Raw genomic sequence first — 24,458 nt, 5'->3', positions numbered from 1 at the left:
AGATTCGGTTTTCGAATCGACTTCTCGTTCTGGCGCCTCTTGTGCCTCTACGCCTTGCACCCCCAATACACTGAGCATAGCAATAAGGGCAAAGATAACAAACAGCGACAGCCCCGTTCGGGTACGGCCCTGCACTACGTTGGTCACGCGAATTCCCTACCTTTTGTAAAGCTTGTTATTTGTGGTCCGAGGCTGTTTTACGCGCGTTCCGAAGCAGCAGCCCAAGTCCGAAGAATACGAAGAGAGCGCCCGCTACCAGCAGCCCGATAAGCTGAGCGCCGGTGACGGCCAATGAACCGCCCGGGGCGGAAGAATCAGGGCCCGGTGCGGGAGGTTCCGTGAAATCGTCCGGCGGAACCGGCGTCGTCGACGTCACCGTGTCCGGCGGAACCGGAGACGTCGGGGGCGCTGGAGTTTCCGGAGTCGTCGGCGGGTTATCCGGCGTCGATGGCGGAGTCTCGGACCGAGTTTTTACCACGATGACGCCAGGGACCTCATCCGCGTCCAGTTGCCCGTGGAACGGAATAGCAACCAGGAAGGGCGCGACCTCTTTGCCCTGGTCCGTCGCCTGGGAGGTCACCAGGTAGATGCCGTCGGGCAGTTCCTCGGTCTCCACCTTGTTGTCTTCCCCAACCACGTAGTCGAAGAACTTGTCGAAGCCGAATTTCTCCTCGATCTCGCGTACAGGGGTGCGGCGCAGCTTCTCCAGAGAATCCGCATCCTTCGGCGAGACCCCGCGAACCTTCTGCAGGCGGATGGCGTAGCCGGCAAAAGAGTCAATTCCGTCGTCGGCCGCGACGGAGGGGGAAAGATCGATAAGGAGGGACGTCGCCCCACTCGTGGTGGCGTTCACGCCGGTGCCAGCGACGGGAGCGGCGGTGGCGAGCCCGGCACCGGCCATGCTCAACGCAGCTGCCACCAGGAAGGCGCCAGTTGTTGCTTTAAAATTCATCTTCATCACTTACGTTTTCTAAAGCGCGACGGTTCGCGCGCGAGTTCTTCCACAACCAACGCAGCAGCAGCGCGATAGCGATGACAGCAGCGAGGACCAACAGGTACATCCACCACTGCCACACGCTGGAGTGCACATTGTCGAAGACTTCGTTGTCTTCCTCGTCGAGGGGGACTTGGTGGCCCCGGACCAAAAGTCGGTGCGTGTTAATGCCGTACGGCGTGCAGGTGACCAGGGTGATGTAGTCTTTGCCTTCCACCGGTTGGAGGGATTCCACCTCATGCGGCAGAACGACCTGGATGTCGTCGACCTCGTATTTCAGGCGGTGTCCGGCGACCGAGATATAGAAGGCTTCGCCCTTTTTAACTTTATTTAGATTGTCGAAAAGTGTGGCATTCGGCAGACCAGTGTGCGCGGTGAGAACCGAGTGGCTCCCCTCCCCGCCTACCGGCAGCGAAGATCCATAAAGGTGCCCGACTCCCTTCTGCAGAACCTCTTCCTCTGTGCCGTGGTAAATCGGCAGGTCTGAATCGATCGAAGGGATGACCAGGCGGCCCATGGCCGGATGTTGGTTCAGCTGTTCCAGATAGTGCGCATAGTTCTTATCCGTCGGCTGAATCTCATTGAGCCAGGGGTCCAGGATGGGGCCAGCGGCCGGCTCCTGGTTGTATTCGTGAGCAGCAGCCCACTGCTCATCCAGCTGCTCCTTCGGGGTATCCATTTCCAGCTTGGAGTAGTCCTCCACCGCCTTCATGGCCCCGTAGTTATTGAGCAGCGTAGAGGCAACTGGATAGAGCATGACCAAGACCCCGGCCAGGACCAGAAGTACGGTCAGCCACTGTGAACGGGCGGAACCAGTACGCGGTCCGGCCGAGACTCGATGTGTCATGCAGAATCCAATGCCTTTTGTGCGCCAGCTTTAGGCCTTAAGCCTGCTGGGAGTTACGACGTGCAACGAAGACGCCCAGGGCGATGATGAGTGCGCCCAGCGCGGCCAGGACGCCAATACCCATGCCACCGGTCAGCGGCAGACGCGGGGTGGAGTCCTTCAGGTTTACGATCTCGCCAGCGTTGTCACCAACGGTCAGCGGCTTCTGCTCACCGGCGGTAGTCAGCTGGAACTCAATCGGCTGAGCCAGCAGCTCGTAGCCGGCCGGGGACTTGGTCTCCTTCAGGCAGTACTTGGTCCACTCGTTCGCCTGTTCCTTGCCATCGGCGTAGGTGTTGACGTGCAGGCCATTAATGGTAACCACGCCGTCCTCACCGGAGGTCCAAGTGTTGGTGCCGCCCAGAGCGGTCTGGAGACGGTCCTGGTTTTCAACGACTGCGGAGCACTGCTCGTTATCCTTGGCACCGTAGACGGAGAACTCTGCACCCTGCAGGGCGGTGCGGTTATCGCCGACCTTCTTGAAGTTCACACCAGCGTAGTGGGTTTCGACTTCCGGGGTCTCGCGGGGCTTGTCTTCCTGGACGTTGTCCGGGTTGTTCTCGATCTGGGTAGCCTTGTTCGGAAGAATGCCACCTTCCGGCATTTCCTTCACCGTGGCCTTGATGACGGCGTCGATCTCTTCGTTGTTCTCGATCTTGGCGACACCAGCGTCAGTGAAAACAATCTGGATCTGCTGCCCGTTGCGCTCAACCTGGTAGTCGACACCTTCTTGGTACTTATCACCAGTGACGGAGACTTCAGCGTTTTCCGCGTCCAGTGCGACGTTCAGGTTATCCTGAATGATGAACTTGGTGCGCTGCTGGTCCTCACGCACGCGCTGGGCGTGGGTCTTGATGGTGTATTCGATCTGCTGGGTGACGTTCTTACCGGAGTCCTTGACCTCCTTGGTCGGGCCCTCCTCCAGGTAGTTCTTCGGGTAGGCGGTCACGTCCTACATCCACTCCGTGCCACCCTGCTCCTTGTTCTCCTTGGTCATCGGGATGTAGGCCAGGAAGTCGGCTGCCGGAGCGTAGCCTTCCTTCGGGCTGGTTTCCTTGACCAGGTAGACGCCGAGCTCGAGGCCGTCGAAAGCTACCTTGCCTTCTGCGTCAGTGGTACCGGTCCTGGTGGCCGCGTCACCGATGCGGCCCTGGGCCTGCGCCACTGTCAGATCGGCTGCTGCGGCGAGCCCCTCGTTGGTAGTCAGGTCGACGCCTTCCACCTTGTAGATCGAGAAGCCGACGCCCTCGAGCGGCTGACCGCTGACGTTTTCGTCCGGCTGGCCGGTCGGCTCGCCGGTGTTTTCCGGATCAGCCTTCTTGAACAGAGTCAGAGAACCCTGCTTGGCAGCGTTGATGGTGGACGCGGTGGTTTCCTGGGCACCCGCGGTGACGGTGGCGGCCGGCAGAGCTGCGCCCAAGGTCAGAGCCGACGCAGTAGCGATGGCAAGGAAGCTAGGAGCCAACGAAGTCTTTTTCACTTTTTCTTCTTTCATTTCGGTACGCGGAAGCGCACATTGAGGGAAAAGAGAGCTTAGGACCACCCACTACGGTTTTGGGCAATCCCAATGGCTGAATATTAACGCCGTAAGCTTAGAACTCCAAGCTCTATCTAATTTTTTTCTTACTTTCATACAGTGCGTTTTATATGTTGACAGATAAAACACTACGTTTTGCCAGGAAACCATAAAAGAATCCACAGCACACTAGGGCGATACACCTACCTGTGGGGTTTGCTACTACCTACTTCGGCACCCCGCCCCTTCTTGCGCTCCCGGAGAATCCACCAGACCAGCCCAGCCAAGACCAGCAGGACGATTGCACCCAGCGCCCACATCCACCATTGGATGCCCCATCCAGCGTCTTCAAAGATGCTTTCCTCGGACGGGTCCAACGGCACACGGTGCGCGTGGACCAGAAGGCGGTGGGTGTTAACTCCATACGGAGTGCACGTAATGAGAGTGAGCAGATCCTGACCTTCTTGGGGACGCAGGCTATCGGTCTGGTCAGGCAGGACAACCTGAGTGTCGTGCACCTCGTACTTGAGTTTTTCCCCGAAGACGTTTACGTAGACGGCGTCGCCCACCTTCACGTCCACCAAGTTGTCGAGCAACGTGGCATCAGTCAGCCCCGTATGACCGGTAACCACGGCGTGGGTTCCCTCCCCGCCGACGGGTAAATCCGTCCCAAACAGGTGCCCCAGGCCGCGTTCCAGAGTCGCCGAGGAAGTGCCATGGTAGAGCGGCAGGTTTACGTCGATAGAGGGGATGACCACCTGCGCCATAGCGGGCAGACCGCTGAGTTGATCCAGGTAGGACTGGTATTCCGGACCGTCCTCATGGCCGGTTGAGACCCAAGGGTCGGCCACGGACACGCCCTCTCGAGAGCGGTTGTACTCGCGGGCAGCTTCCACCGCGGCGGACTGTTGTTCGGGCGAGAGCTTTTCGCCGGACTCCAGCAATTCGTTGTAGTCGTTCGCCACCGATCGCTGGACACCGTTGTTCCACTGGGTGGCGATGACGGGATACGCCAAGACTCCCACGCCCACCAAAATGATGAGCACGGGTAGGAGGACCCGCTGTAAAATATTCTTATTTTTCCGGTGTGCCGACATTTTGGACTCTCAGAATTAGCTGAACAAAATGAGAATACTAGCACACGAAAAAAGCAGCCTCCGCCAGGGAGGCTGCTTTCTCACTTCAACGACCGATTACATCGGCTGGCCGGCGCCTGCCGGGCCGTCCTCGTCGCCGTGGTCCTCGGAGGCCTCTGGGGTCTCCGGCAGGGTATCCGCGGTGATCTGCTCCGGCTCGCCGGCTGCTTCGTCATTCTCGCGGACCTCGTCCTCGTCCAGCTCCTGCTCGAAGGTGCCTTCCGGCAGCGGCTTCGGGCGCGGGCTGAAGGTGAAGGTGGCCTGGGAGTTGTCCTTGGACTCGCCGTCCCAGTTCTCCACGTCGACGCTGATGATTTCGCCGGCACCGATCTCGCCGAAGAGGATCTTCTCCGAGAGCTGATCCTCGATCTCGCGCTGGATGGTGCGACGCAGCGGGCGCGCGCCCAGCACTGGGTCGAAACCGCGCTTGGCCAGCAGGCGCTTGGCCTTCTCGGTCAGCTCGATGTCCATGTCGCGCTCCTGGAGGGACTTGGACACGCGGCCGATGAGCAGGTCGACCATTTCCATGATCTGCTCTTCGTTGAGCTGGTGGAAGACCACGACCTCGTCGATACGGTTCAAAAACTCCGGGCGGAAGTGCTTCTTCAGCTCGTCGTTAACCTTGGCCTTCATCCGCTCGTACTGCGCGTCCTGATCCGAGGCGGCATCGGCGGTAAAGCCCAGGCCGACGGCCTTGGAGATGTCCTGGGTGCCCAGGTTCGAGGTGAAGATCAGCACGGTGTTCTTGAAGTCCACCACGCGGCCCTGGCCGTCGGTCAGGCGGCCGTCCTCGAGGACCTGCAGCAAGGTGTTGTAAATCTCCTTGTGGGCCTTCTCGATCTCATCGAAGAGAACGACGCTGAACGGCTTGCGGCGGACCTTCTCCGTGAGCTGGCCGCCCTCCTCGTAGCCGACGTAGCCCGGAGGGGCACCGAAAAGGCGGGAGGCGGTGAAGCGGTCATGGAACTCACTCATGTCGATCTGGATGAGGTCATCATCTGAGCCGAAGAGGAAGTTAGCCAGCGACTTCGACAGCTCCGTCTTGCCCACGCCGGACGGTCCGGCGAAGATGAAGGAACCGGAAGGCCGGCGCGGGTCCTTCAGGCCCGCGCGGGTGCGGCGGATGGCACGGGAGACGGCCTTGACGGCCTCGTCCTGGCCGATGATCCGCTTGTGCAGCTCCTCTTCCATGTGCAGCAGCCGCGAGGACTCCTTCTCCGTGAGCTTGAGGACCGGGATGCCGGTCCAGTGCGCCAGCACCTCGGCGATCTGGTCCTCGCCGACCTCGGCGATGTCCTCCAGCTCGCCGTTGCGCCACTGCTTTTCCTTCTCGGCGCGCTCCTCGCCCAGCTGGCGCTCCTTGTCGCGCAGGCCGGCGGCCTTCTCGAAGTCCTGGGCGTCGATGGCCGCTTCCTTCTCCTGGCGGACCTCGGCGATCCGGTCGTCGACCTCACGGACGGAATCCGGGGCGGTCATGCGCTTGATGCGCATGCGGGCACCGGCCTCGTCCAGCAGGTCCACCGCCTTATCCGGCAGGAAGCGGTCGTTGATGTAGCGATCCGACAAGGATGCGGCAGCCTTCAGCGCGTCGTCGGTGTAGGAGACGCGGTGGTGCGCCTCGTACTTGTCGCGCAGGCCCTTCAGGATCTTAATGGTGTCGTCCAGGGAGGGCTCTTCCACCTTCACCGGCTGGAAACGGCGCTCCAGCGCGGCGTCCTTCTCGATGTGCTTGCGGTACTCCTCCAGCGTGGTCGCGCCGATGGTCTGCAGCTCGCCGCGGGCCAGCTTCGGCTTGAGCAGCGAGGCGGCATCGATAGCGCCCTCGGCGGCGCCGGCGCCAACCAGGGTGTGGATCTCGTCGATGAACAGGATGATGTCACCGCGCTGGTTGATCTCCTTGAGCACCTTCTTCAGGCGCTCCTCGAAGTCACCGCGGTAGCGGGAACCGGCGATCAGCGAACCCAAATCCAGGGAGTAGACCTGCTTGTCCTTCAGGGTCTCCGGGACCTTGCCGTTGACAATGTCCAGGGCCAGGCCCTCGACGACGGCGGTCTTACCGACGCCGGGCTCGCCGATGAGCACCGGGTTGTTCTTGGTGCGGCGCGAGAGCACCTGCATGATGCGCTCGACCTCGGACTCGCGGCCCACGACCGGATCCAGCTTGCCGTCCTTGGCAGCCTGGGTCAGGTTACGGCCGAACTGATCCAACACCAGGGAGTTGGAGCGTTCCCCGGAGCCACCCTGCGAGCCGCGCCCGCCGGCACCGGCGCCCACGGGGCCGCCGCCCTTGTTGCTGTTGTCGTTTTCCTGGTTGTTGCCCTCGTAACCGGACAGCAGCTGGATAACCTGCTGACGCACGCGCGGCAGATCCGCGCCCAGCTTGGTCAGCACCTGCGCGGCGACGCCGTCGCCTTCGCGGATAAGGCCCAGCAGCAGGAACTCAGTACCGATGTACTTGTGCCCCATCTGCAGGCCCTCACGCAGGGACAGCTCCAGGACCTTCTTCGCGCGCGGGGTAAACGGGATGTGCCCGGTGTGCGGCTGGGTGCCCTGGCCGATGATCTCCTCGACCTCACGGCGCACGTCCTCCAGGGAAATCCCCATGGACTCTAGCGCCTTGGCGGCTACGCCTTCACCCTCATGGATAAGGCCCAAAAGGATGTGCTCGGTGCCGATATAGTTGTGGTTGAGCATGCGTGCCTCTTCCTGCGCCAAAACGATGACGCGGCGGGCACGATCTGTAAACCTTTCGAACATCTGCTATCTACCCCTTGTGGTTTCTCATAAATTCTCTATCCACTCTAACGCGCTTTCCCCAGCCTCCATTCTCACTTTTCACACCAAGGCCCCAAAATACGACCTTTGCGCAGTTCAAAGGGCTGTACGCCGGTAGCGAACAGGCGAATTTAGCAGGCCGTATTAGCCCCCACTAGGCTTTAGGGAAAAGCCCAATTCTGAAAGGCGCAGTAAGGCGTAGTGAACATCTCCCACCGCTCGGCACTCCAGCACTACCACGCCGCCGCTAGCCAATCCGCCGGCCGCATTATCAGCTACTATTCCACCAGTTTCTCGTGGAGTACCCGGCTTTTCCCCGCCCCGATCCGGCACGATATCCAGGCCCTCTACGCGGTGGTGCGCATTGCTGATGAAATCGTCGACGGCGCGGCGGCGGAGGCTAAGGCCCCCGACATCCGCGCCTTGCTGGACGGCTACGAGGAACAGGTCCTCCACGCCGCCGATGCCACCTTCCACACCGACCCCGTCCTCCACGCGTGGGCGAACACGCAACGCCGCTGCCAGTTTTCCGGGGACCACCTCCGCGCCTTCTTTGCCTCTATGCGTAGGGACCTCGACCCCGCCCCGCATGACGCAGCGAGCCTAGACAGTTATATCCACGGCTCCGCGGAGGTCATCGGCCTGATGTGCCTGGACATCTTCCTGGTCGGCCACCACCCTAGCGAAGAGGACAAGGCCACCATGGCCGACGGGGCGCAGGCTTTGGGATCGGCCTTCCAGAAGGTCAACTTCCTCCGCGATCTGGCAGAGGACACCGACCAGCTGGGCCGGGACTACCTCCGGCAGCTGGACGCCGCGACCAAGCGAGAGTGGTGCGCGGAGATCCGCGCCGAGCTCGCCCGCGCGCGCCGCGCCGCGTTGCTCTTGCCGCCCGGCGCGCGGCGGGGAGTCCTCGCCGCGACGGGGCTGTTCGCGAACTTGAACGAGCGCATCGACAGCGCCAGCGTGGACGATCTGCGCTCGCGCCGGATCCGCGTGCCCGCGCCCCGCAAGGCCCAAATCCTGGCGGCTAGCCTCTGGAGGAAAGCATGACCGACTGCGTTGTTATCGGCGCCGGCGTGGCCGGCCTGGCCACCGCCTGCCTCCTGCAAGCCGACGGCTACCGAGTCACCGTAATCGACCGCCTCGCCGAACCAGGTGGCCGGGCGGGAAAGCTCGCCGACTCCGGCTTCCAGTGGGACACCGGCCCGTCTTGGTACCTGATGCCGGAAGCCTTCGATCGCTTTTTTGGCCTGCTGGGCCACCAAACGAGCGACTTCTTCGAACTCACCGAGCTTAACCCCGCCTACCGAATTTTCAACGAGACCGGCCGCGCCGCCGACATCGATGACACCGTGGTCGAATTTTTCGACCAACGCTCGCCCGGGCAGGGCACGCGCCTTAACGACTACCTGGCCACCGCCAGCGACACCTACCAGGTGGCGCTCAAGCACTTCCTCTACACCACGTTCAGTAACCCGTTGCGGTTGCTGCACCCCGACATCCTGCGCCGCCTGCCGCGCCTGGCCGCACTTCTTGGCCAATCCCTGGAAAGCTACGTCGGCTCGCGCTTTACCGATCCCCTGCTGCGGCAGGTGCTGACCTACCCCGCGGTCTTCCTGTCGACCGAGCCAGCCGCCGCCCCGGCACTGTATTCCCTAATGAGCCACGCCGATCTCACCCAGGGCGTGCGCTACCCGCAGGGCGGTTTCGCCGCGATCATCGACGCGCTGCAGGCCATCGCCACCACACTCGGCGTGCGCTTCCAGTGGGAGACCGAGGCCACCGCCATCGTCACGCACGGCAAGCACGCGACAACCGTCACCACCAACCGCGGCACGCTGCCGGCGGACCTGGTGGTCTCCGCCGCCGACCTCTACCACACGGAGACCCACCTGGTGCCCGCCCACCAGCGGACCTTTCCCGATAGGTTCTTCGCCCGCCGCGACCCGGGGCTTTCGACGGTGCTCGTGCTGGCCGGAGTGCACGGACAGCTCCCCGAACTGGCCCACCACAACCTGTTGTTCAGCCGCGACTGGGACCCGGATTTCGACGCCGTCTTCCGGGACGGCGGCGCCTCCAATTCCATCTACGTCTGCAAGACCTCGGCTAGCGATGCTTCCGTGGCCCCGGAAGGGTGCGAAAACCTCTTCATCCTGGTGCCCACCGCCGCCGATGCCGCCCTCGGCCACGGCAGCGCCTACGGGGAGGAATCGGCGGAGGTAGCCGGCATCGCTAGCCGGGCACTCCAGCAGCTAGCCGAGTGGGCTGACATCCCGGATCTCGGCGATCGCATCCTTACCCAGCGCACCATCGGGCCTGCCGACTTCGCCGACCGCTACCATTCGTTTTCCGCCGGGGCCATCGGGCCCGCGCACACCTTGTCCCAGTCTGCCTTCTTCCGCGGGCGGACGAAGTCCACAAAGATTGACAACCTGTTTTACGCCGGGGCCACGACCGTTCCCGGCGTGGGAGTGCCCATGTGCCTTATTTCGGCCGAAAATGTCCTTACCGCAGTCAGGCGGCTTTAAGCCTTCGCCCCGCGAACTGGCTTAAGCAGCGGGGCCAAGGCCACCACGGCGAGGGAGACCACGCCGGCGAAAAGGAACGCCCAGGACGTGCCCTGGGAGGTAGCGGCGGCCACGTCCATCCCGGCGTCTTGGCCGGCCTGGGTGCCGCGGGTCAGAAAGACCACCAGGAAGGCCGTGCCCGTGGCGCCGGCCAGCTGCTGCAGCGTGTTCATGATGGCCGACCCGTGCCCGTAATACTCGTTGGGCAGGGAGGCCAGCGCGGTGGTCATCAGCGGGGTCATCATCATGCCCATGCCTACTGCGAAGAGCACGTGCATGCCCACGACCATCCAGACCTTACTGTCTTGGCCCAGAAGGGTCATCAGCCAGACGCCGGCGGCGAACATGATGGATCCGGGGATGAGCAGCGGGCGGGGCCCGCGGGCATCGAAAATGCGCCCGACGAACGGGGAAATCACGCCCTGCAGCAGGCCGCCCGGCATGACCACCAAGCCGGTGACCAGGGCGGACACCCCCAGCGCGGACTGCAGGTAGATGGGCAGGACCGTGACCGAGCCCAGCATCAGGCCGAAGGACAGCAGCATCACGGCCACGGCCAGGGTGTAGTTGCGCACCTTGAACGGGCTGAAATCCAGCAGCGCGCGGTTATCGCGGGCCAGGCGGTTTTGCCGTCGCACGAAGACCACCAGCGCGACGACGCCCACGCTCCCGACGATAAGCGGCAGGGTGGCAGCGCCCTCCACGGCTTTTTCCATGGAGGACAGCGCATAGACCAGGCCGCCGAAGGCCAGGGCGGAAAGGATAACGGAGGCAACGTCCAGAGGGGTGTCGCGGTGTTCGCCGACGTTGGCCAGCAGCTTGATCCCCGCGGCCAGGACCAGCACCAGCAGCGGTACCATGCACCAGAAGATGAAGTGCCAGCTGGAGGCGTTCAGGATGGCGCCGCCGACCGTGGGGCCGAGCGCGGGCGCCACCGCGATGACCACGGAGATGACCCCCATGACGGTGCCGCGGCGCTGGGGCGGGACCAGGGTCATCGCGACCGTCATCAGCGTCGGCAGGATGAGCGCCGTGCCCGCGGCCTGGATGACGCGCCCGAGCAACAGGATGGCGAAGACGGGCGCGAGCGCGGCCACGACGGTGCCGGTGAGGAAGAGCCCGGTGGCGATCCCGAAGATCTGCCGGGTGGTCAGCCTCTCCAGCAGGAAACCGGTGGTCGGGATGACCACGCCCATCGTCAGCATGAAGCCCGTGGTCAGCCACTGAGCGGAGGTCGCCGGGATGGAAAAGTCCGCCATGATGGACGGCAGGGCGACGGATAGCGACGTCTCGTTCAGAATCATGATGGTGGCAGCGAGCACCAATACCACCAGGTTGCTGACGACTTCCCGGCTCAATGCGGCATCTTTCACCTGAGGTCCCCCTTAGAAAAAGCTAAAATAAAAAACGCAGACCAGAGATATTAGCCGCATTTCACTGGTCTGCGCAAAGAGCCTTTTAGCTTTGCTCAGGCTTGACGATGGGGAACAAGACCGTCTCGCGAATGCCCAGGCCGGTCAGGGCCATCAGCAGGCGGTCGATGCCCATGCCGGTGCCGGCTGTCGGCGGCATGCCCTGCTCCATCGCGGCGAGGAAGTCCTCGTCCAGAACCATGGCCTCCTCGTCGCCGCCGGCGGCCAGCCGGGCCTGATCCTCGAAGCGTTCGCGCTGGATGACCGGGTCGATGAGCTCGGAGTAGCCGGTGGCCAGCTCGAAGCCGCGCACGTAGAGGTCCCACTTTTCGGTGACCCCGGGCTGGGAGCGGTGCGAACGGGTCAGCGGGGAGGTCTCCACGGGGAAGTTCTTGACGAAGATCGGGCCCTCGAGCTGGTCCTCACAGAGCACCTCCCAGATTTCCTCCACCAGCTTGCCGTGGCCCCAGCCGGTGCCGACCTCGAGGCCGATGACGTCGGCGATACCCTTGAGCTCTTCCACGGTGGAGTCGATGGTTACCTCCGGCTGTCCCGGGAACTTCCGCGCCAGCGCCTCGTTCAGCGAGGGGTACATCTCGATCTCCGGCCATTCCTCGCCGCCGAAGTCGTACTCGGTGCCGTCTGCCAGGGTGACCTTCTGCGAGCCGAAGACCTCCTGGGCCACCGCCTGGATGGACTCCCGGGTGGTGCGGGCGCAGTCGTTGTAGTCGCCCCAGGCCGCGTAGGTCTCGAGCATGGCGAACTCCGGCGAGTGGGACTTGTCGATGCCCTCGTTGCGGAAGTTGCGGTTAATCTCGAAGACGCGATCGATGCCACCGACCACGGCGCGCTTCAGGAACAGCTCGGGCGCAATGCGCAGGTAGAGGTCGATGTCCAGCGCGTTGGAGTGGGTCACGAACGGGCGTGCCGCCGCGCCGCCGTGCAGGGTCTGCAACATCGGGGTCTCAATCTCGTTGAAGCCCTGGGACTCCAGGTAGTTGCGCAGGGCACGCACGACCTTGATGCGGATCATGGCGTTGTCGCGCGCCTCCTTGCGCACGATGAGGTCGTTGTAGCGCTGGCGCACGCGGGTGTCCTCGGCCATGTCGGCGAAGGAGACCGGCAGCGGGCGCAGGGACTTCGAGGCCAAGGTCCACTCGGTGGCCATCACGGACAGCTCGCCGCGGCGGGAAGAGATGACGCGGCCGGTCACGGAGATGAAGTCGCCCAGATCGACGTCCTGCTTCCAGGCGTCGAGGCGCTCCTTGCCCACCTCGGCCTGGGAGAGCATGGCCTGCACCTGGGTGCCATCGCCGTCCTGCAGCGTGGCGAAGCACAGCTTGCCAGTGTTGCGCATAAAGATAAGGCGCCCGGCGATGGAGACTACGTCCTCGGTTTCCTCCCCTACCGCCAGGTAGGTCACGCCTTCTTCCGAGCCGACAGCCTCGTCCTCAGCCAGTACGCGGTACTTGGCGCGCAGGTCGGCCAGGGAGGTGGTTCGGGCTACCGACACCGGGTAAGCCTCGGTGCCGTCAGCGAGCAGGCGGGCGCGCTTGTCGCGGCGGATCCGTAGCTGCTCCGGGATGTCTGGGGTCTCATTCTTCTTTTGCTCGCTCACGCCCAACAGAATACCGCATGCCATCTGCGGCGGTGTTAACCCGTTCTTCATGGAAACGTCGTCCATTAGCAACTCGGAACTCACCCCTTAGCCACTTGACCGAACTAAGTTCTAGGCGCAACTTCCCATGACTTTCTGTAATCGAATTTGGAGCATTCACCCATGCCACTAAAGGGCCGCAACCTTCTCAGTTCCTTGTTCACCTCTTCCCGTTCCAGCTTGACCTGCACCTACAAGTGCGGAAACGCCTGCTTCGGCGAGGCCGACAACCCCACCACCAACCCGTACTTCGGCGATCAGTTCAGCCGCCGCACCGCGCTGCGCGCCGGCGGCCTGGGTGTTGTCGCCGTCGGCGGCAGCGCCGCCCTGGCGGCGTGCTCGGCCCCGGAAGATAATGCCGGCGGCGCTTCTTCTACCACCACCACGGAGGCTGAGGTGGAGCTGACCTCCGCCGAGGGCATGAAGTTCGAGCCGGTCGAGCCCAACACCAAGGACGAGGTCGTCGTGCCGGAGGGCTACCAGCAGTCCGTGCTCATCGCCTGGGGTGATCCGGTCATCGAGGGCGCGCCGGAATTCGACGTCCACAACCAGACCTCCCAGGACGCGGAGAAGCAGTTCGGCTTCAACAATGACTTCGCCGGCCTGGTGGAGCACCCCAACGACCCGGAGCGCTTGGTCTACGTCTGCAACCACGAGTACACCACCGAGCCGCAGATGTTCCCCGACTACGACGCCGAGAACCCCACCGAGGAGCACGCGAAGATCGGCTGGGCCAACCACGGCCTGACCGTGCTGGAGGTCTCCAAGGCCGAAGGCGGCAACCTGAAGCGCGAGTTCGGCCCGCTCAACCGCCGTATCACCCTGACCACGCCCTTCCGCCTGACCGGCCCGGCGGCTGGGTCTAAGTACGTAAAGACGGACAAGGATCCGGAGGGCACCACCATCTCCGGCACCATGGCCAACTGCTCGGGCGGCGTTACCCCGTGGGGTACCATCCTGTCCGGCGAGGAGAACTTCGACGCCTACTTCGCCAACGCCAAGGTCGACGACGAGCGCGCGCAGAAGTCCCTGGATCGCTTCGGCTTCGAGGACGAGCCCTCCCAGCGCAAGTGGGAGCGCTTCGATGACCGCTTCGATATCTCCAAGACCCCGAACGAGCCGAACCGCTTTGGCTACGTCATCGAGCTGGACCCGCTCGACCCGCAGTCGACCCCCATCAAGCACTCCGCCCTGGGCCGCTTCAAGCACGAGGCCGCCAACGTGCACGTGACCAAAGACGGCACGGTAGTCACCTACTCCGGCGACGACGCCCGCTTCGAGTACATCTACAAGTTCGTCTCCTCCCGCAAGATTAAGGAGGGCGACACCCGCCACAACATGACCATCCTGGACAACGGCACCCTCTACGTCGCCGAGCTGAAGGGCAACTCTCCGGAGGAGGAAATCGACGGCTCCGGCGTCCTGCCCGAGGACGGCAAGTTCGACGGCACCGGCGTGTGGAACAAGCTGCTGACCGTCGACGGCGACAAGGCCGAGTCCCACGTGGACGGCTTCAGCGCTGAAGAGGTCGCCATCTTCACCCGCGAGGCCGCCGACAAGGTGGGCGCGACCAAGATGGACCGCCCGGAGGACGTGGACATCCACCCGCAGACCGGCAAGGTCTACGCCGCCCTGACCAACAACTCCTACCGCGGCGCCACCGGCGAGGACGCGGAGAAGAATCAGGAGGGCCCGAAGGAATGGGCCCCGGTCAAGGAGAACAAGAACGGCATGGTCATGGAGATCTCCGACGACCACGCCGGGGAAAAGTTCACCTGGAACCTCTTCCTGGTCTGTGGCGACCCGGCCACCGCGGACTCCTACTTCGGCGGTTTCGACAAGGAGAAGGTCTCCCCGATTTCCTGCCCGGACAACCTGGCCTTCGACTCCCACGGCAACCTGTGGATCTCCACCGACGGCAACGCCCTGGAGTCCAACGACGGCCTGTACGCGGTCACCACGGAAGGCGAGACCCGCGGCGAGCTCAAGTGCTTCCTCACCGTCCCGACCGGGGCGGAGACCTGCGGGCCCATCGTCACCGACGAGCGCGTCATGGTCAACGTGCAGCACCCGGGCGAGGACGACGAGGCCGCCTTCGACGAGCCCTCTTCCCACTGGCCGGACGGTGGAAACTCCACCCCGCGCCCGGCTGTCGTCGTCGTGTGGAAGGATAACGGCAACATCGGCGTATAGGGTACACTAACCTAACTGTGTTCAGATTTAGGTTAGTCGCACCCTTGTGCCTAGCGCTCGTGGTCGCCCTGTGTCTGGCAAGTCTCTTTGTCGGCGCGCGGGCGACCACTTTCGCGCAAGTATGGGAGGCCATCCCCGGCGGTTTCCGCTACGCTGTCGACCCCGGCGCGCCCGCGGACGAATTCGAGATGCTCCTGGGCATCCAGCGGCTCCCGCGTACCCTGCTGGCCCTCATCGCGGGCACCTGCCTCGGCGCCGCAGGCGCGCTCACCCAGGCCTTTACCCGCAACCCGCTGGCCGATCCCGGCATCCTGGGCGTGACCGCCGGGGCGGCCGCGGCGGTGGCGCTGGCCGTGTCGACGGGGTTGACGGATTCCTTCGTCTGGCCCGCCATCCTGGGCGCGGTTCTGGTCACCAGCCTGCTTTTCGCGCTTAACTCCAGCGGTAGCCCCCTGACCTTCGTGCTCGCCGGCATGGCCCTATCCGCCGTCCTCATGGCGCTGGTCAACGCCCTAGTCCTCACGAACGACGAGGTGCTCGACGCCATCCGGCAGTGGGCCACCGGCTCCGTCGCGGGCCGCGACTTCGGCACGGTGGAGGTCACCGCGCCCATCGGCATCGTCAGCCTGGTTGCCGCCATCCTGCTTTCCCCACTGGTCAACCTGGTGCTGCTCGGCGATGCCACCGCGCAGTCCCTGGGCGTTCCCGTCTCGGCGGTCCAAGCCGGGGGCGTCATCGTCATCGCCGGCCTAACCGGCGCGGCCGTGGCGGCGGCCGGCCCAGTGGCGTTCATCGGCCTGGCCGCCCCGCACATCACCCGTCGGCTAGCCGGCGTGGACTACCGCTTGATTATCCCCCTGTCCGGACTCGTGGGCGGCGTCTGCGCCCTGGTGGCCGACATCCTGGGCCGCCTGCTCGCCCGCCCCGGGGAGCTGCCCATGGGCATTGTCCTCGCACTGCTGGGCGTCCCGATCTTCATTCTCTTGGTGCGCGGCAACAAGATTGGGGGCAACCTATGATCCGCTGGTTGATCCTCATTATCCTGGCCGCCCTCGGTGTGGTCGTCTCCGTCATGCAGGGCGACTTGGCGCTTTCCTGCTCGGACGTGCTGGCAGTCCTGACCGGCGGCGGCTCGGCCGCCCACCGCGCGGTCATCCTGGAATTCCGGCTCGGGCGCGCCGTCGTTGCCCTGGTGGTCGGCGCGGCGCTGGCCTACTCCGGCGCGCTCACCCAGTCCGTCGCCCGCAACGGGCTTGCCAGCCCGGATATCCTGGGGGTGACCAACGGGGCATCGCTAGCCGCAGTGGCCGCTATCGTCTTTGGCTGGGGCATGACGCCGGTAGCCGCCATCCTCGGCGCGGCCCTCACCGCCGTGGCGATGGTCTTTCTGGCCGGCCGGGGGCGCAGCATGGTGCAGATCGTGCTGGTCGGCGTGGGCCTGTCGATGTTTTTGTCCTCGCTGACCACCTGGCTTCTGGCCTACGCGCAGCTGGATCGCGCGGCCAGCGCCCGCATGTGGATGGCCGGCTCCCTCAACGGGCGGGATTGGCACCACGCGTGGGTCCCCCTGGCCGCCGTTATCATCGCCATCGCGCTGGCCGGCTGGCTTACTTTCCAGCTGGCCGCGCTGAGCCTCGGCGATGCCACCGCCCATATCCTGGGGCACAACGTCCGCCTGGCCCAGCTCATCCAGCTGCTGGTGGCAGTCGTGCTGGCCGCCGTCGCCGTCGCGGCCGCGGGCCCGATCGGCTTTTTGGCTTTCGTGAGCCCGCACGTGGCGCGAATGGTCTCCCGCGCCCCCACCCCGCCGGTGCTTTTCTCCGCGGCGGTGGGTGCTACCGCGCTGCTGTGGGCGGACATCGTCGCCCGCGTGGTGTTGCCGTGGCCGCTGCCGGTGGGCGTGGTAACCGCCTTCCTGGGCGCACCCCTGCTGTTTATCTTGGTCCTGCGCACGAGAGCAAAGGAAACTGTGTGATGGATATCTTTTCTTTGGACAACGTCAGCGTCGGATACGGGAACAAACCCGTGATCGCGGACCTGAACCTGCGCCTGCCGGAAGGCGGCATCACCTGCCTCATCGGCCCGAACGGCTGCGGCAAATCCACCCTGCTCAAGTCCCTGTGCGGGCTCCTGCCGCACAGCGGAAAGCTGGAGTTTTATGACCGCGCTCTGGACAGCTGGAACCGGCGGGAGCGCGCCCGGTACCTGAGCATGCTGCCGCAATCCCCCGTGGCGCCGGAGGGGCTGACGGTCGGCCAGCTGGTCGCGCGCGGGAGGCACCCCTACCAAACGTGGTACCAACGCTGGTCCGCCGGCGACGACGCCGTCTACACCGACGCAGTGACCACCACCGGACTGACCGAACTCACGGACCGACCCCTCCACCAGCTCTCCGGCGGGCAGCGGCAACGCGCCTGGATTGCCATGACCATCGCGCAGGATACCCCCGTGATGCTGCTCGACGAGCCCACCACGTACCTCGACCTGGCGACGTCCGTCGACGTCCTGCGGTTGATCCGGCAGCTAGTCGACGCCCGCGGCAGCACCGCCATCATGGTTCTCCACGATCTGAACCTGGCGGCCCGCTGGTCCGATCGCCTGATTCTGCTCGGCTCGGACGGAAAGTTGGCTGCCCAAGGAACCCCGGCCGAGGTCCTCACCGAAGACCTTTTGGCCGAAGTTTTCGGCCTCGACGCGGTGATTGCTACTGACCCCGTAAGTGGGGGACCCTTGGTAGTTCCAAAATAGGGTAGGCTAACCTCCAAGGAATTAGTCCACTACCTAGGAGGTACCCTTGCCTGTCGCACGACGCATCCTCGCCCTGTCCGCCACCGCCGCCCTCTCGCTTGGCCTCGTCGCCTGCAGCGACAACACAGAGAACACGGGGAACGCAGAAAACTCGGAGGCTGCTTCCTCCAGCGCGGCGGACAGCGCCTTCCCGCGAACCATCAAAACGCAGGACAAGGACCGCCAGGACACCGATCTCACCATCGAGTCCCAGCCCAAGAAGATCGTCTCTGCCTCCGTCACCCTGACCGGCGCCCTACTCTCGCTCGACGCTCCCGTCGTCGCCTCGGCCGGCGGCAACCCGGACGCCCCGATGTTCGCCGACGGCACCGGCTTCGGACTGGCCTGGGACGAGGTCGCCCAGCAAAAGGGTATCGACTCCATCTACACCATCGGCTCCGCCTCTGCCGAGGCCGTCCTGGCCCAGGATCCGGACCTGGTGGTCATGTCTAACGTCGGCAACGACTCCGGCGCCGAAATCTACGACCAACTCAAGGACATCGTCCCGGTCCAGGCCATCGACTACTCCGACCAGTCCTGGCAGGACACCACCCGGGAAGTCGCCGAGGCCGCCGGGCTGGAAGACAAGGCCGATGAGGTCATCGGGAACTACGACGCCGCCGTAGAAAAGGCCAAGGGCAACCTAGACATCGAGCAGCCCGTCAACATCGTCTCCCCCACCAAGGACGGCATGAACTTCTTCACCGAAGAATCCGCCCAGGGCCAGATCTTCAGCGACCTAGGAATTGAGGTGGCCACCCCGGATAAGGACCTCGTCGGCACTTCCGCGCAGGGCTCCAAGCGTGGCGACGTCAAGGCCGTAAACACTGAGAACCTCCCGCTCGCCCTGGACGGCAAGAGCACCTTCGTCCTCAACCTAGGCGGCAAGCCGGCCGATGAGAAGGTCCGCAAGGATCCCCAGCTGGCCGACACCGAGTCCGTCCGGAACAACCACGTCTACCCGCTGGACGGCGAGTTCTTCCGGATTGACGCCTTCTCCGCGAAGGACCTGGTGGATCACCTGCAGGAAGAATTCGGAAACTAATTCGTACAGTTTTTCGAAAAAGGGTAGCGCAATGCCGGATAGTTGCGTATTGTGTGAGTTAGTTAGAACAGATTAGCTAACGAACCACCGGGGGAATAATGCAGCCCTACTACACCGTCAACACTCCCTACTGTCCGACTGCTACCGCCTGCACCACCTACCGCCGCAACTACTACCACCTCTGGCAAGACCTCCGCCCTGCTCGCAGCGAAGATGACGAGCTCGCCATCAAACGCTTAGCCCTAAAAACCGGCGTCTCCTTCGGGCGCGCCCGGGATTATTGCGAGAGCCTGGAACGGCTCGACACCTTGCCGGAGTTGAAACAACTAGTCGAAACCCTTCACCACATCGAATTCAAGCAACTCACCCTCATTGATTCCGTGCTCAACAAGCTAGGCACCGCCCCGGCGCCTGAATCGCTCGCGCGGATCGACGCCGGCATTACCAGCTACCTCACCCCAACGCAGCCCGCCCAGGCCCTGCCCTCCCACGAAAACCTCCGCCGGAAGCTCAACCGGCTCGTCCAAGCGGAACTGGAACTTACCCAGCCCTCCCACGAGCCGCCCCCACCGCACTATTCCGCCGGGCCCGTCGGCGCCAACCGGGGCGAGATCGTCGCGGAATACGACGCGGAAACCACCGCCGCCATGGACGCGGCCATCCGGAAGGTCGCCAAGGACAACAACGTCAGCCCGGCCAAAGCGCTGGCCGGCCTCGTCCTGGGCAAGTACGGCTCGCCGCGCGTCGTCCTCAACATGTTCATGGCCCAAGACCTCCCGGACAGCGGCGGGTTCATCGACGGCTACGGCTGGATCGACGCGGACACCGCCAACCGCATGGCCGAAAAATCCGACCACCGGCGCGACATGGCAGCCGCGGCCGAGAAGCGCAGCCCGAACTACCAGACCCCGGAGGACATCAAGGCCTTCCTCAACGGCCGGGACGGCTGCTGCCGGTATCCGGGCTGCAGCATCCCCGCCATCAGGTGCCAGAAAGACCATTGCCAGGACTTCCGCGACGGCGGGGCCACCGCCGCACACAACCTGGTCAACCTCTGCCAGCACCACCACAACATCAAGACCGACGGCCGCGTGACCTATATCCTCGACCCGCGCACCGGCGCCGTGGTGTGGCTGTCTAACGACGGCACCTGGGAGTCCACCTCCCCGGAAGGCCCGCTGTCCGCGAAAAACGTCAATTGGATGCGGACTATGGCCCAGGCGCAGCAAACCCGGCGCGACCGCGCGCACGCCAAAGCCACCTCCCCCATTTCAGAAAACCGGCCCCTCCACGAAACATTCGTGCCACAATAGTGATTCATTGCACACTTCGACGGAGGATACCATGAACTCACTCATCCTCGCTGCCATCGGCATCGCCATGATGGCCGCCGGGTACTTTCTCTATTCCCGCTTCCTAGGAAACCGAATTTTCCGACTCTCCCCCGACTACGCCACCCCCGCGCACACCATGCGCGACGGCGTGGATTACGTCCCCACCAACAAGTACGTCCTGTGGGGGCACCACTTCACCTCCGTCGCCGGCGCGGCCCCCATCATCGGCCCGGCCGTGGCCGTCATCTGGGGCTGGCTACCGGCGTTCCTGTGGGTGACCATCGGCACCGTCCTCATGGCCGGAATGCACGACCTCGGCGCGCTGTGGGCATCGCAGCGCCACAACGGCCAGTCCATCGGTACGCTCTCGGGCCGCTACATCGGCTCCCGCGGGCGCAACCTCTTCCTGGTCGTAATCTTCCTCCTCCTGCTGATGGTCAACACCGCCTTCGCGGTGGTCATCTCCAACCTGCTGGTCTCCACCCCGACCGCGGTCATCCCGACCTGGGGCGCCATCGTCGTGGCGCTGCTCATCGGCCAGGCCATCTACCGTTTTAACTGGAACCTGCCGGTGGTCTCCATCGTCGGCGTCGTGGCCCTCTACGCGCTGATGATTATCGGCGACCGCGTGCCGGTGGTGCTTCCGGAGACCGTGCTCGGAATTCCGGCCAACGGTGTCTGGATCATCGCGCTGTTCATCTACGCTTTCGCGGCTTCCCTCCTTCCGGTCTGGGTGCTGCTCCAGCCGCGCGATTACATCAACGGCCTGCAGCTCTTCATCGGCCTGGGCATCCTCTACGGCGCCTTCCTGGTCACCGCCCCGGACATCGTCGCCCCCGCGCTTAACGATGCCGTCCCGGACGGCACCCCGCCCATCTTCCCGCTGCTGTTCGTCACCATCGCCTGCGGTGCCATCTCCGGATTCCACGGCGTGGTGGCCTCGGGCACCTCCTCGAAGCAGCTGGACAAGGAAACCGACGCCCGCTTTGTCGGATATTTCGGCGCCGTCGGCGAGGGCCTGCTGTCCCTGGGCACGATTATCGCGACCACGGCCGGCTTCAAGACCCTCCAGAACTGGGAAGAGATCTACCACGAATTCAACGCCGGGGGCGTGGACGCCTTCGTCGCCGGTGGTGGCTCGCTGATGAACGAGGGCCTGGGTATCCCGACCTCGCTGTCGGGGACCATTCTCGCCACCATGGCGGTGCTCTTCGCCGCCACCACTATGGACTCGGGCATCCGCCTGCAGCGCCTGGTGGTCCAGGAAATTGGCGAGGTCGTCGGGGTGAAGATCGGCGCGCTCGTCGCAACCTTGATTGCGGTCGGCGTCGCCTTCGCGCTGACCTTCTCCCAGGGCACCGACGGCTCGGGCGGCATGACCATCTGGCCGCTGTTCGGCACCACCAACCAGCTGATGGCGGGCCTGACCTTGGCCGTCCTGGCGGTCATCCTGACCTACCTGCGCCGCCCCACGCTGCCGGTGCTCATCCCCTTCGCCTTCCTCATGGTCATGTCCGTATGGGCGCTCATCATTCAGCTCGGCACCTTCTGGCAGGAGCAGAACTGGCTGCTGCTGGTCATGGATATCATCATCCTCGTCGCCGCGCTGTGGGTCACCGTCGAGGCGCTCGCCTCCCTCAAGCGGGCGCGGCGGCAACCGGAGCCGGTCCAATGAGCCTGCGGCAGCTGCTCCAGGATTTCTACTCCGGCCCCTACCGCGCGACCTTCGCGAAGGCGCGGCAGGAAGAGGATGACCTGTTCCTGCTGCTGGTGCTGTCGGAGGCGCTCGGCGTGCCCAACCCGGCGTCCTACTACACGTTGGAGCTGCTGCCGGTCGTCTACGACGAGTTCCACGACTGGCACCGGCGCATGGGGATGGACCGCTCCCCGCTGGAGGGCATCTCATGCTGCTAAAACCCGTGACGTTTTTCGGCGGCAAGGGCGGAGTTGGCAAGACCACGCTGGCGGCCGCCGCGGCGTGGAAGGCCGCGCAGCAGTATTCGACGCTACTGGTCTCCACGGACCCGGCACACAACCTGGGCCACCTCTGGGATGTCTCGCTTGGTGATTCCCCCACGCCGGTCGCCGACCGCCTCGACGTCGTGGAGATTGACCCGGCCGAGGTCACGGAAAAGCACCTGACCGAGGTCCGGTCAACCATGCAGAAGATGATGCCGCAGCGGCTGCACTCGCAGGTCGACCACCACCTGGACCTGGCGCGGCAGTCGCCCGGCACGCACGAATCCGCGCTGCTGGAGAGGATGGCGGACCTGGTCGATAGCGGATACGAGCGCATCATCTTCGACACCGCCCCCAGCGGCCACACCGCCCGCCTGGTGGAGCTGCCGGAAATCATGCAGGCGTGGACCGACGGGCTGCTGGAGCGGCGGGACCGCTCGGACCGGTTCAGCTCGCTGGTGCGCGGGCTGGGTGGAGACACCGACCAGGTGGACAAGCGCAACCAGGAGATTCGCAGCATCCTGTGGCGCCGGCGGGAGCGCTTCGTGCGGCTGCGGGAAACGCTGCGCCAGGACTCGGAGTTTTACCTGGTTCTGACTCCCGAGCGGCTGCCGGTCCTAGAGACCAAGCAGTTCTACTCCCAGCTCCGGAACAGCGGCATGACCATCGGCGGCGTGATTGTTAACCGACGCTCGCCGAAGGGGCAGGGCAGCTTTATGGATGCCCGCCGGCGGGTCGAGGACGAGGCCTTAAAAAGCCTGGGCCTGCCGACCGTGGAGGTGCCGCTACTGCCCGCTGACGTCGGGCCGGAGCAGCTCGGCTTCATCGCGGAGCTGCTCTGACTGGTACTCGTCCCAGTTTTTGAAGCCCACGCCCAGCGGCAGGCCGACGTTGTCGATAAGCCGGATCCCTCCCAGGGTGGCGGCGACGAGGAGGCGGGCATCGCCCTGCTCGGGTGCGGGGCCGAGATCCTTGCCGCGTACGGCGACGTAGTCGGGATCCACGCCGGCGGAGCGAAGGACGGACTCGGTGACCTCGAGGACGTGCTCGGCGCCGGCTTCTGCCGCGTGCGCCCCGGCGGTCAGCGCGGCGGAGATCGCGGTGGCAGCGGTGCGGTGCTCGGCGGGCAGGCGGGTGTTGCGCAGGCTCATCGCCACGCCCTCGGCGGTGCGGACGGTGGGCACGCCGTGGAGGCTCACCCCCAGGTGCAGATCGCGCACGGCCTGGTTTAAGGCCAGGTTGTATTCGTAGTCCTTCTCCCCGACCACGACGTCGGAGGGACGTAGCGCGCCGATGAGCGCCAGCGGCAGCGCTAGGTCCTGGACGGGTTCCAGGCCCCGGTCGGGGGTCGGAACGGTGATGGTTTTTCCGTGCGGCCAGAGGGTCTCGGCATCGTAGTGCCAGACCACGTCGGCGTCGGGGGCGTCGCCTTCCCGCAGCGCAACGACCACGACGGCCGAGCGGATGGCGCGGGCCGCGCGGATGAGCGCCTGGTGGCCGGCGTGCACTCCGTCGCCCAGGATGACCAGCACGACGGGCCGGCCGGTTTTCGCGTACGCGCTGCCGACCATGCGGATCTTGGCAAGGTCACTGGTGTCGATCATTGTTCCCCCAGAATTCTAGGTCGATGTCCCCGCGCAATTCTGCCAGCCGGCGGGCATAGCTTAGGTAGGCGGGCTCCCCGTTGTAACCGGCCATGATCTGCTGCGCGGAAAGCGGCGTGTAGTCGTTGCCGCCGCCCTCCCGGGCGAGGATCTCGCGCAGCATCTCCTGCTTGTAGAGCCCGGCGACGAAACCGGGGCGGTCGGCATCAGCGAGCAGCATATACTTTCCACGCGCCTCGAAGACTAGGAGCGTGGCGACGGTCTCGCCGAGCTCGTCTAAGGCATCGACGGCCCAGGCCTCGTCATCGACCGGGCAGACAGCGGCGACGATAGCGCCGCGGGTCTCCAGGGCATCGAGGGCCTGCGCGCCCCGGGTCAGGCAGGTGTGCATGACGATGGTGCCGGAGCGGACGATGCCGGCCGCCTCGTCGATGGCCCCGGGCAGCCGGTCTTCCTCCACCGCCAGGATGAGAGCCTCCGCGTCCGCGGCAGTACCGAGCTTGTGGCCGGCTTCGGCCAGGCGTTCGGCGAAGAGCTTTCCGGGGGCGGAGTCACCGATCACCCCGATGCGCATGCGCGGTGCGTCCACG

General features: G+C 64.6%; 19 protein-coding genes and 1 pseudogene. 11 read left to right on the top strand and 9 right to left on the bottom strand.

Annotated features, from left to right (window positions below; translation table 11 throughout):
• Positions 1 to 175: 175 nt before the first annotated feature.
• The 5 genes and pseudogenes from QQS53_RS10945 to QQS53_RS10925 form a co-directional block, all read right to left on the bottom strand.
• A complete protein-coding gene (locus QQS53_RS10945) occupies positions 176 to 961 on the bottom strand; it encodes a hypothetical protein (RefSeq protein ID WP_472775858.1) in 786 nt (261 codons plus the stop codon).
• A complete protein-coding gene (locus QQS53_RS10940) occupies positions 942 to 1,841 on the bottom strand; it encodes a class C sortase (protein ID WP_472775857.1) in 900 nt (299 codons plus the stop codon). Before QQS53_RS10940 ends, QQS53_RS10945 begins: the two co-directional genes overlap by 20 nt.
• 37 nt (positions 1,842 to 1,878) lie before the next feature.
• Positions 1,879 to 3,360 (bottom strand): annotated as a pseudogene (locus tag QQS53_RS10935) (SpaH/EbpB family LPXTG-anchored major pilin).
• Positions 3,361 to 3,599: 239 nt separating this feature from the next.
• A complete protein-coding gene (locus QQS53_RS10930; protein WP_472775856.1) occupies positions 3,600 to 4,442 on the bottom strand; it encodes a class C sortase in 843 nt (280 codons plus the stop codon).
• Positions 4,443 to 4,589: 147 nt separating this feature from the next.
• Positions 4,590 to 7,289 (bottom strand): ATP-dependent Clp protease ATP-binding subunit, encoded by a 2,700-nt coding sequence (locus QQS53_RS10925; protein WP_472775855.1) that lies wholly within the window; start codon positions 7,287 to 7,289, stop codon positions 4,590 to 4,592.
• Between the two features lie 225 nt (positions 7,290 to 7,514).
• Between QQS53_RS10925 and QQS53_RS10920 the strand changes: the two genes are divergently transcribed.
• Together QQS53_RS10920 and crtI are read left to right on the top strand one after the other, a co-directional pair.
• On the top strand, positions 7,515 to 8,360 hold the full coding sequence (locus QQS53_RS10920; protein ID WP_472775916.1) for a phytoene/squalene synthase family protein: 846 nt from the start codon (positions 7,515 to 7,517) through the stop codon (positions 8,358 to 8,360).
• Positions 8,357 to 9,838: a phytoene desaturase family protein gene (gene crtI, locus QQS53_RS10915; protein WP_472775854.1), complete on the top strand. Its 1,482-nt coding sequence runs from the start codon at positions 8,357 to 8,359 to the stop codon at positions 9,836 to 9,838. The genes QQS53_RS10920 and crtI overlap by 4 nt, the downstream gene beginning before the upstream one ends.
• Here the strand turns inward: crtI and QQS53_RS10910 are convergent.
• Positions 9,835 to 11,250: an MDR family MFS transporter gene (locus QQS53_RS10910; protein WP_472775853.1), complete on the bottom strand. Its 1,416-nt coding sequence runs from the start codon at positions 11,248 to 11,250 to the stop codon at positions 9,835 to 9,837. The two genes, crtI and QQS53_RS10910, sit on opposite strands and share 4 nt — an antisense overlap.
• Positions 11,251 to 11,335: 85 nt before the next feature.
• Positions 11,336 to 12,931, bottom strand: coding sequence for a lysine--tRNA ligase (gene lysS, locus QQS53_RS10905; protein ID WP_472775852.1), 1,596 nt, complete (start codon positions 12,929 to 12,931; stop codon positions 11,336 to 11,338).
• Between the two features lie 138 nt (positions 12,932 to 13,069).
• Between lysS and QQS53_RS10900 the strand changes: the two genes are divergently transcribed.
• The 9 genes from QQS53_RS10900 to QQS53_RS10860 all read left to right on the top strand — a co-directional run bounded on the left by QQS53_RS10900 (position 13,070) and on the right by QQS53_RS10860 (position 23,106).
• The gene (locus tag QQS53_RS10900; RefSeq protein WP_472775851.1) at positions 13,070 to 15,139 is read left to right on the top strand and encodes a PhoX family protein; all 2,070 of its coding nucleotides are present in this window, start codon (positions 13,070 to 13,072) and stop codon (positions 15,137 to 15,139) included.
• A gap of 59 nt (positions 15,140 to 15,198) precedes the next feature.
• Positions 15,199 to 16,158, top strand: coding sequence for a FecCD family ABC transporter permease (locus QQS53_RS10895; RefSeq protein WP_472775850.1), 960 nt, complete (start codon positions 15,199 to 15,201; stop codon positions 16,156 to 16,158).
• Positions 16,155 to 17,114, top strand: coding sequence for a FecCD family ABC transporter permease (locus QQS53_RS10890; protein ID WP_472775849.1), 960 nt, complete (start codon positions 16,155 to 16,157; stop codon positions 17,112 to 17,114). The genes QQS53_RS10895 and QQS53_RS10890 overlap by 4 nt, the downstream gene beginning before the upstream one ends.
• The gene (locus tag QQS53_RS10885) at positions 17,114 to 17,887 is read left to right on the top strand and encodes an ABC transporter ATP-binding protein (protein ID WP_472775848.1); all 774 of its coding nucleotides are present in this window, start codon (positions 17,114 to 17,116) and stop codon (positions 17,885 to 17,887) included. Before QQS53_RS10890 ends, QQS53_RS10885 begins: the two co-directional genes overlap by 1 nt.
• 46 nt (positions 17,888 to 17,933) lie before the next feature.
• On the top strand, positions 17,934 to 18,971 hold the full coding sequence (gene fepB / locus QQS53_RS10880) for a Fe2+-enterobactin ABC transporter substrate-binding protein (RefSeq protein ID WP_472775847.1): 1,038 nt from the start codon (positions 17,934 to 17,936) through the stop codon (positions 18,969 to 18,971).
• Between the two features lie 98 nt (positions 18,972 to 19,069).
• Positions 19,070 to 20,284 carry an HNH endonuclease signature motif containing protein gene (locus QQS53_RS10875; protein ID WP_472775846.1) on the top strand — a complete coding sequence of 405 codons (1,215 nt, stop codon included), beginning with the start codon at positions 19,070 to 19,072 and terminating at the stop codon, positions 20,282 to 20,284.
• A 31-nt stretch (positions 20,285 to 20,315) separates the two neighbouring features.
• A complete protein-coding gene (locus QQS53_RS10870; protein ID WP_472775845.1) occupies positions 20,316 to 21,980 on the top strand; it encodes a carbon starvation CstA family protein in 1,665 nt (554 codons plus the stop codon).
• Positions 21,977 to 22,219: a cory-CC-star protein gene (locus QQS53_RS10865; RefSeq protein ID WP_472775844.1), complete on the top strand. Its 243-nt coding sequence runs from the start codon at positions 21,977 to 21,979 to the stop codon at positions 22,217 to 22,219. The genes QQS53_RS10870 and QQS53_RS10865 overlap by 4 nt, the downstream gene beginning before the upstream one ends.
• Positions 22,210 to 23,106 (top strand): ArsA family ATPase, encoded by an 897-nt coding sequence (locus QQS53_RS10860; protein WP_472775843.1) that lies wholly within the window; start codon positions 22,210 to 22,212, stop codon positions 23,104 to 23,106. The genes QQS53_RS10865 and QQS53_RS10860 overlap by 10 nt, the downstream gene beginning before the upstream one ends.
• Here QQS53_RS10860 and QQS53_RS10855 read toward each other — a convergent pair.
• Together QQS53_RS10855 and QQS53_RS10850 are read right to left on the bottom strand one after the other, a co-directional pair.
• Positions 23,050 to 23,868, bottom strand: a complete 819-nt coding sequence (locus QQS53_RS10855) for a pantoate--beta-alanine ligase (protein WP_472775842.1) — start codon at positions 23,866 to 23,868, stop codon at positions 23,050 to 23,052. The genes QQS53_RS10860 and QQS53_RS10855 overlap by 57 nt on opposite strands.
• Positions 23,852 to 24,457 carry a Rossmann-fold NAD(P)-binding domain-containing protein gene (locus QQS53_RS10850; protein ID WP_472775841.1) on the bottom strand — a complete coding sequence of 202 codons (606 nt, stop codon included), beginning with the start codon at positions 24,455 to 24,457 and terminating at the stop codon, positions 23,852 to 23,854. The genes QQS53_RS10855 and QQS53_RS10850 overlap by 17 nt, the downstream gene beginning before the upstream one ends.
• Position 24,458: the final 1 nt, after the last annotated feature.

This window comes from Corynebacterium sp. 2571A (genome assembly GCF_055700935.1).
The sequence above is the reverse complement of the archived record's forward strand: the minus strand, read 5'-3'. Positions and strand labels throughout refer to the sequence as shown.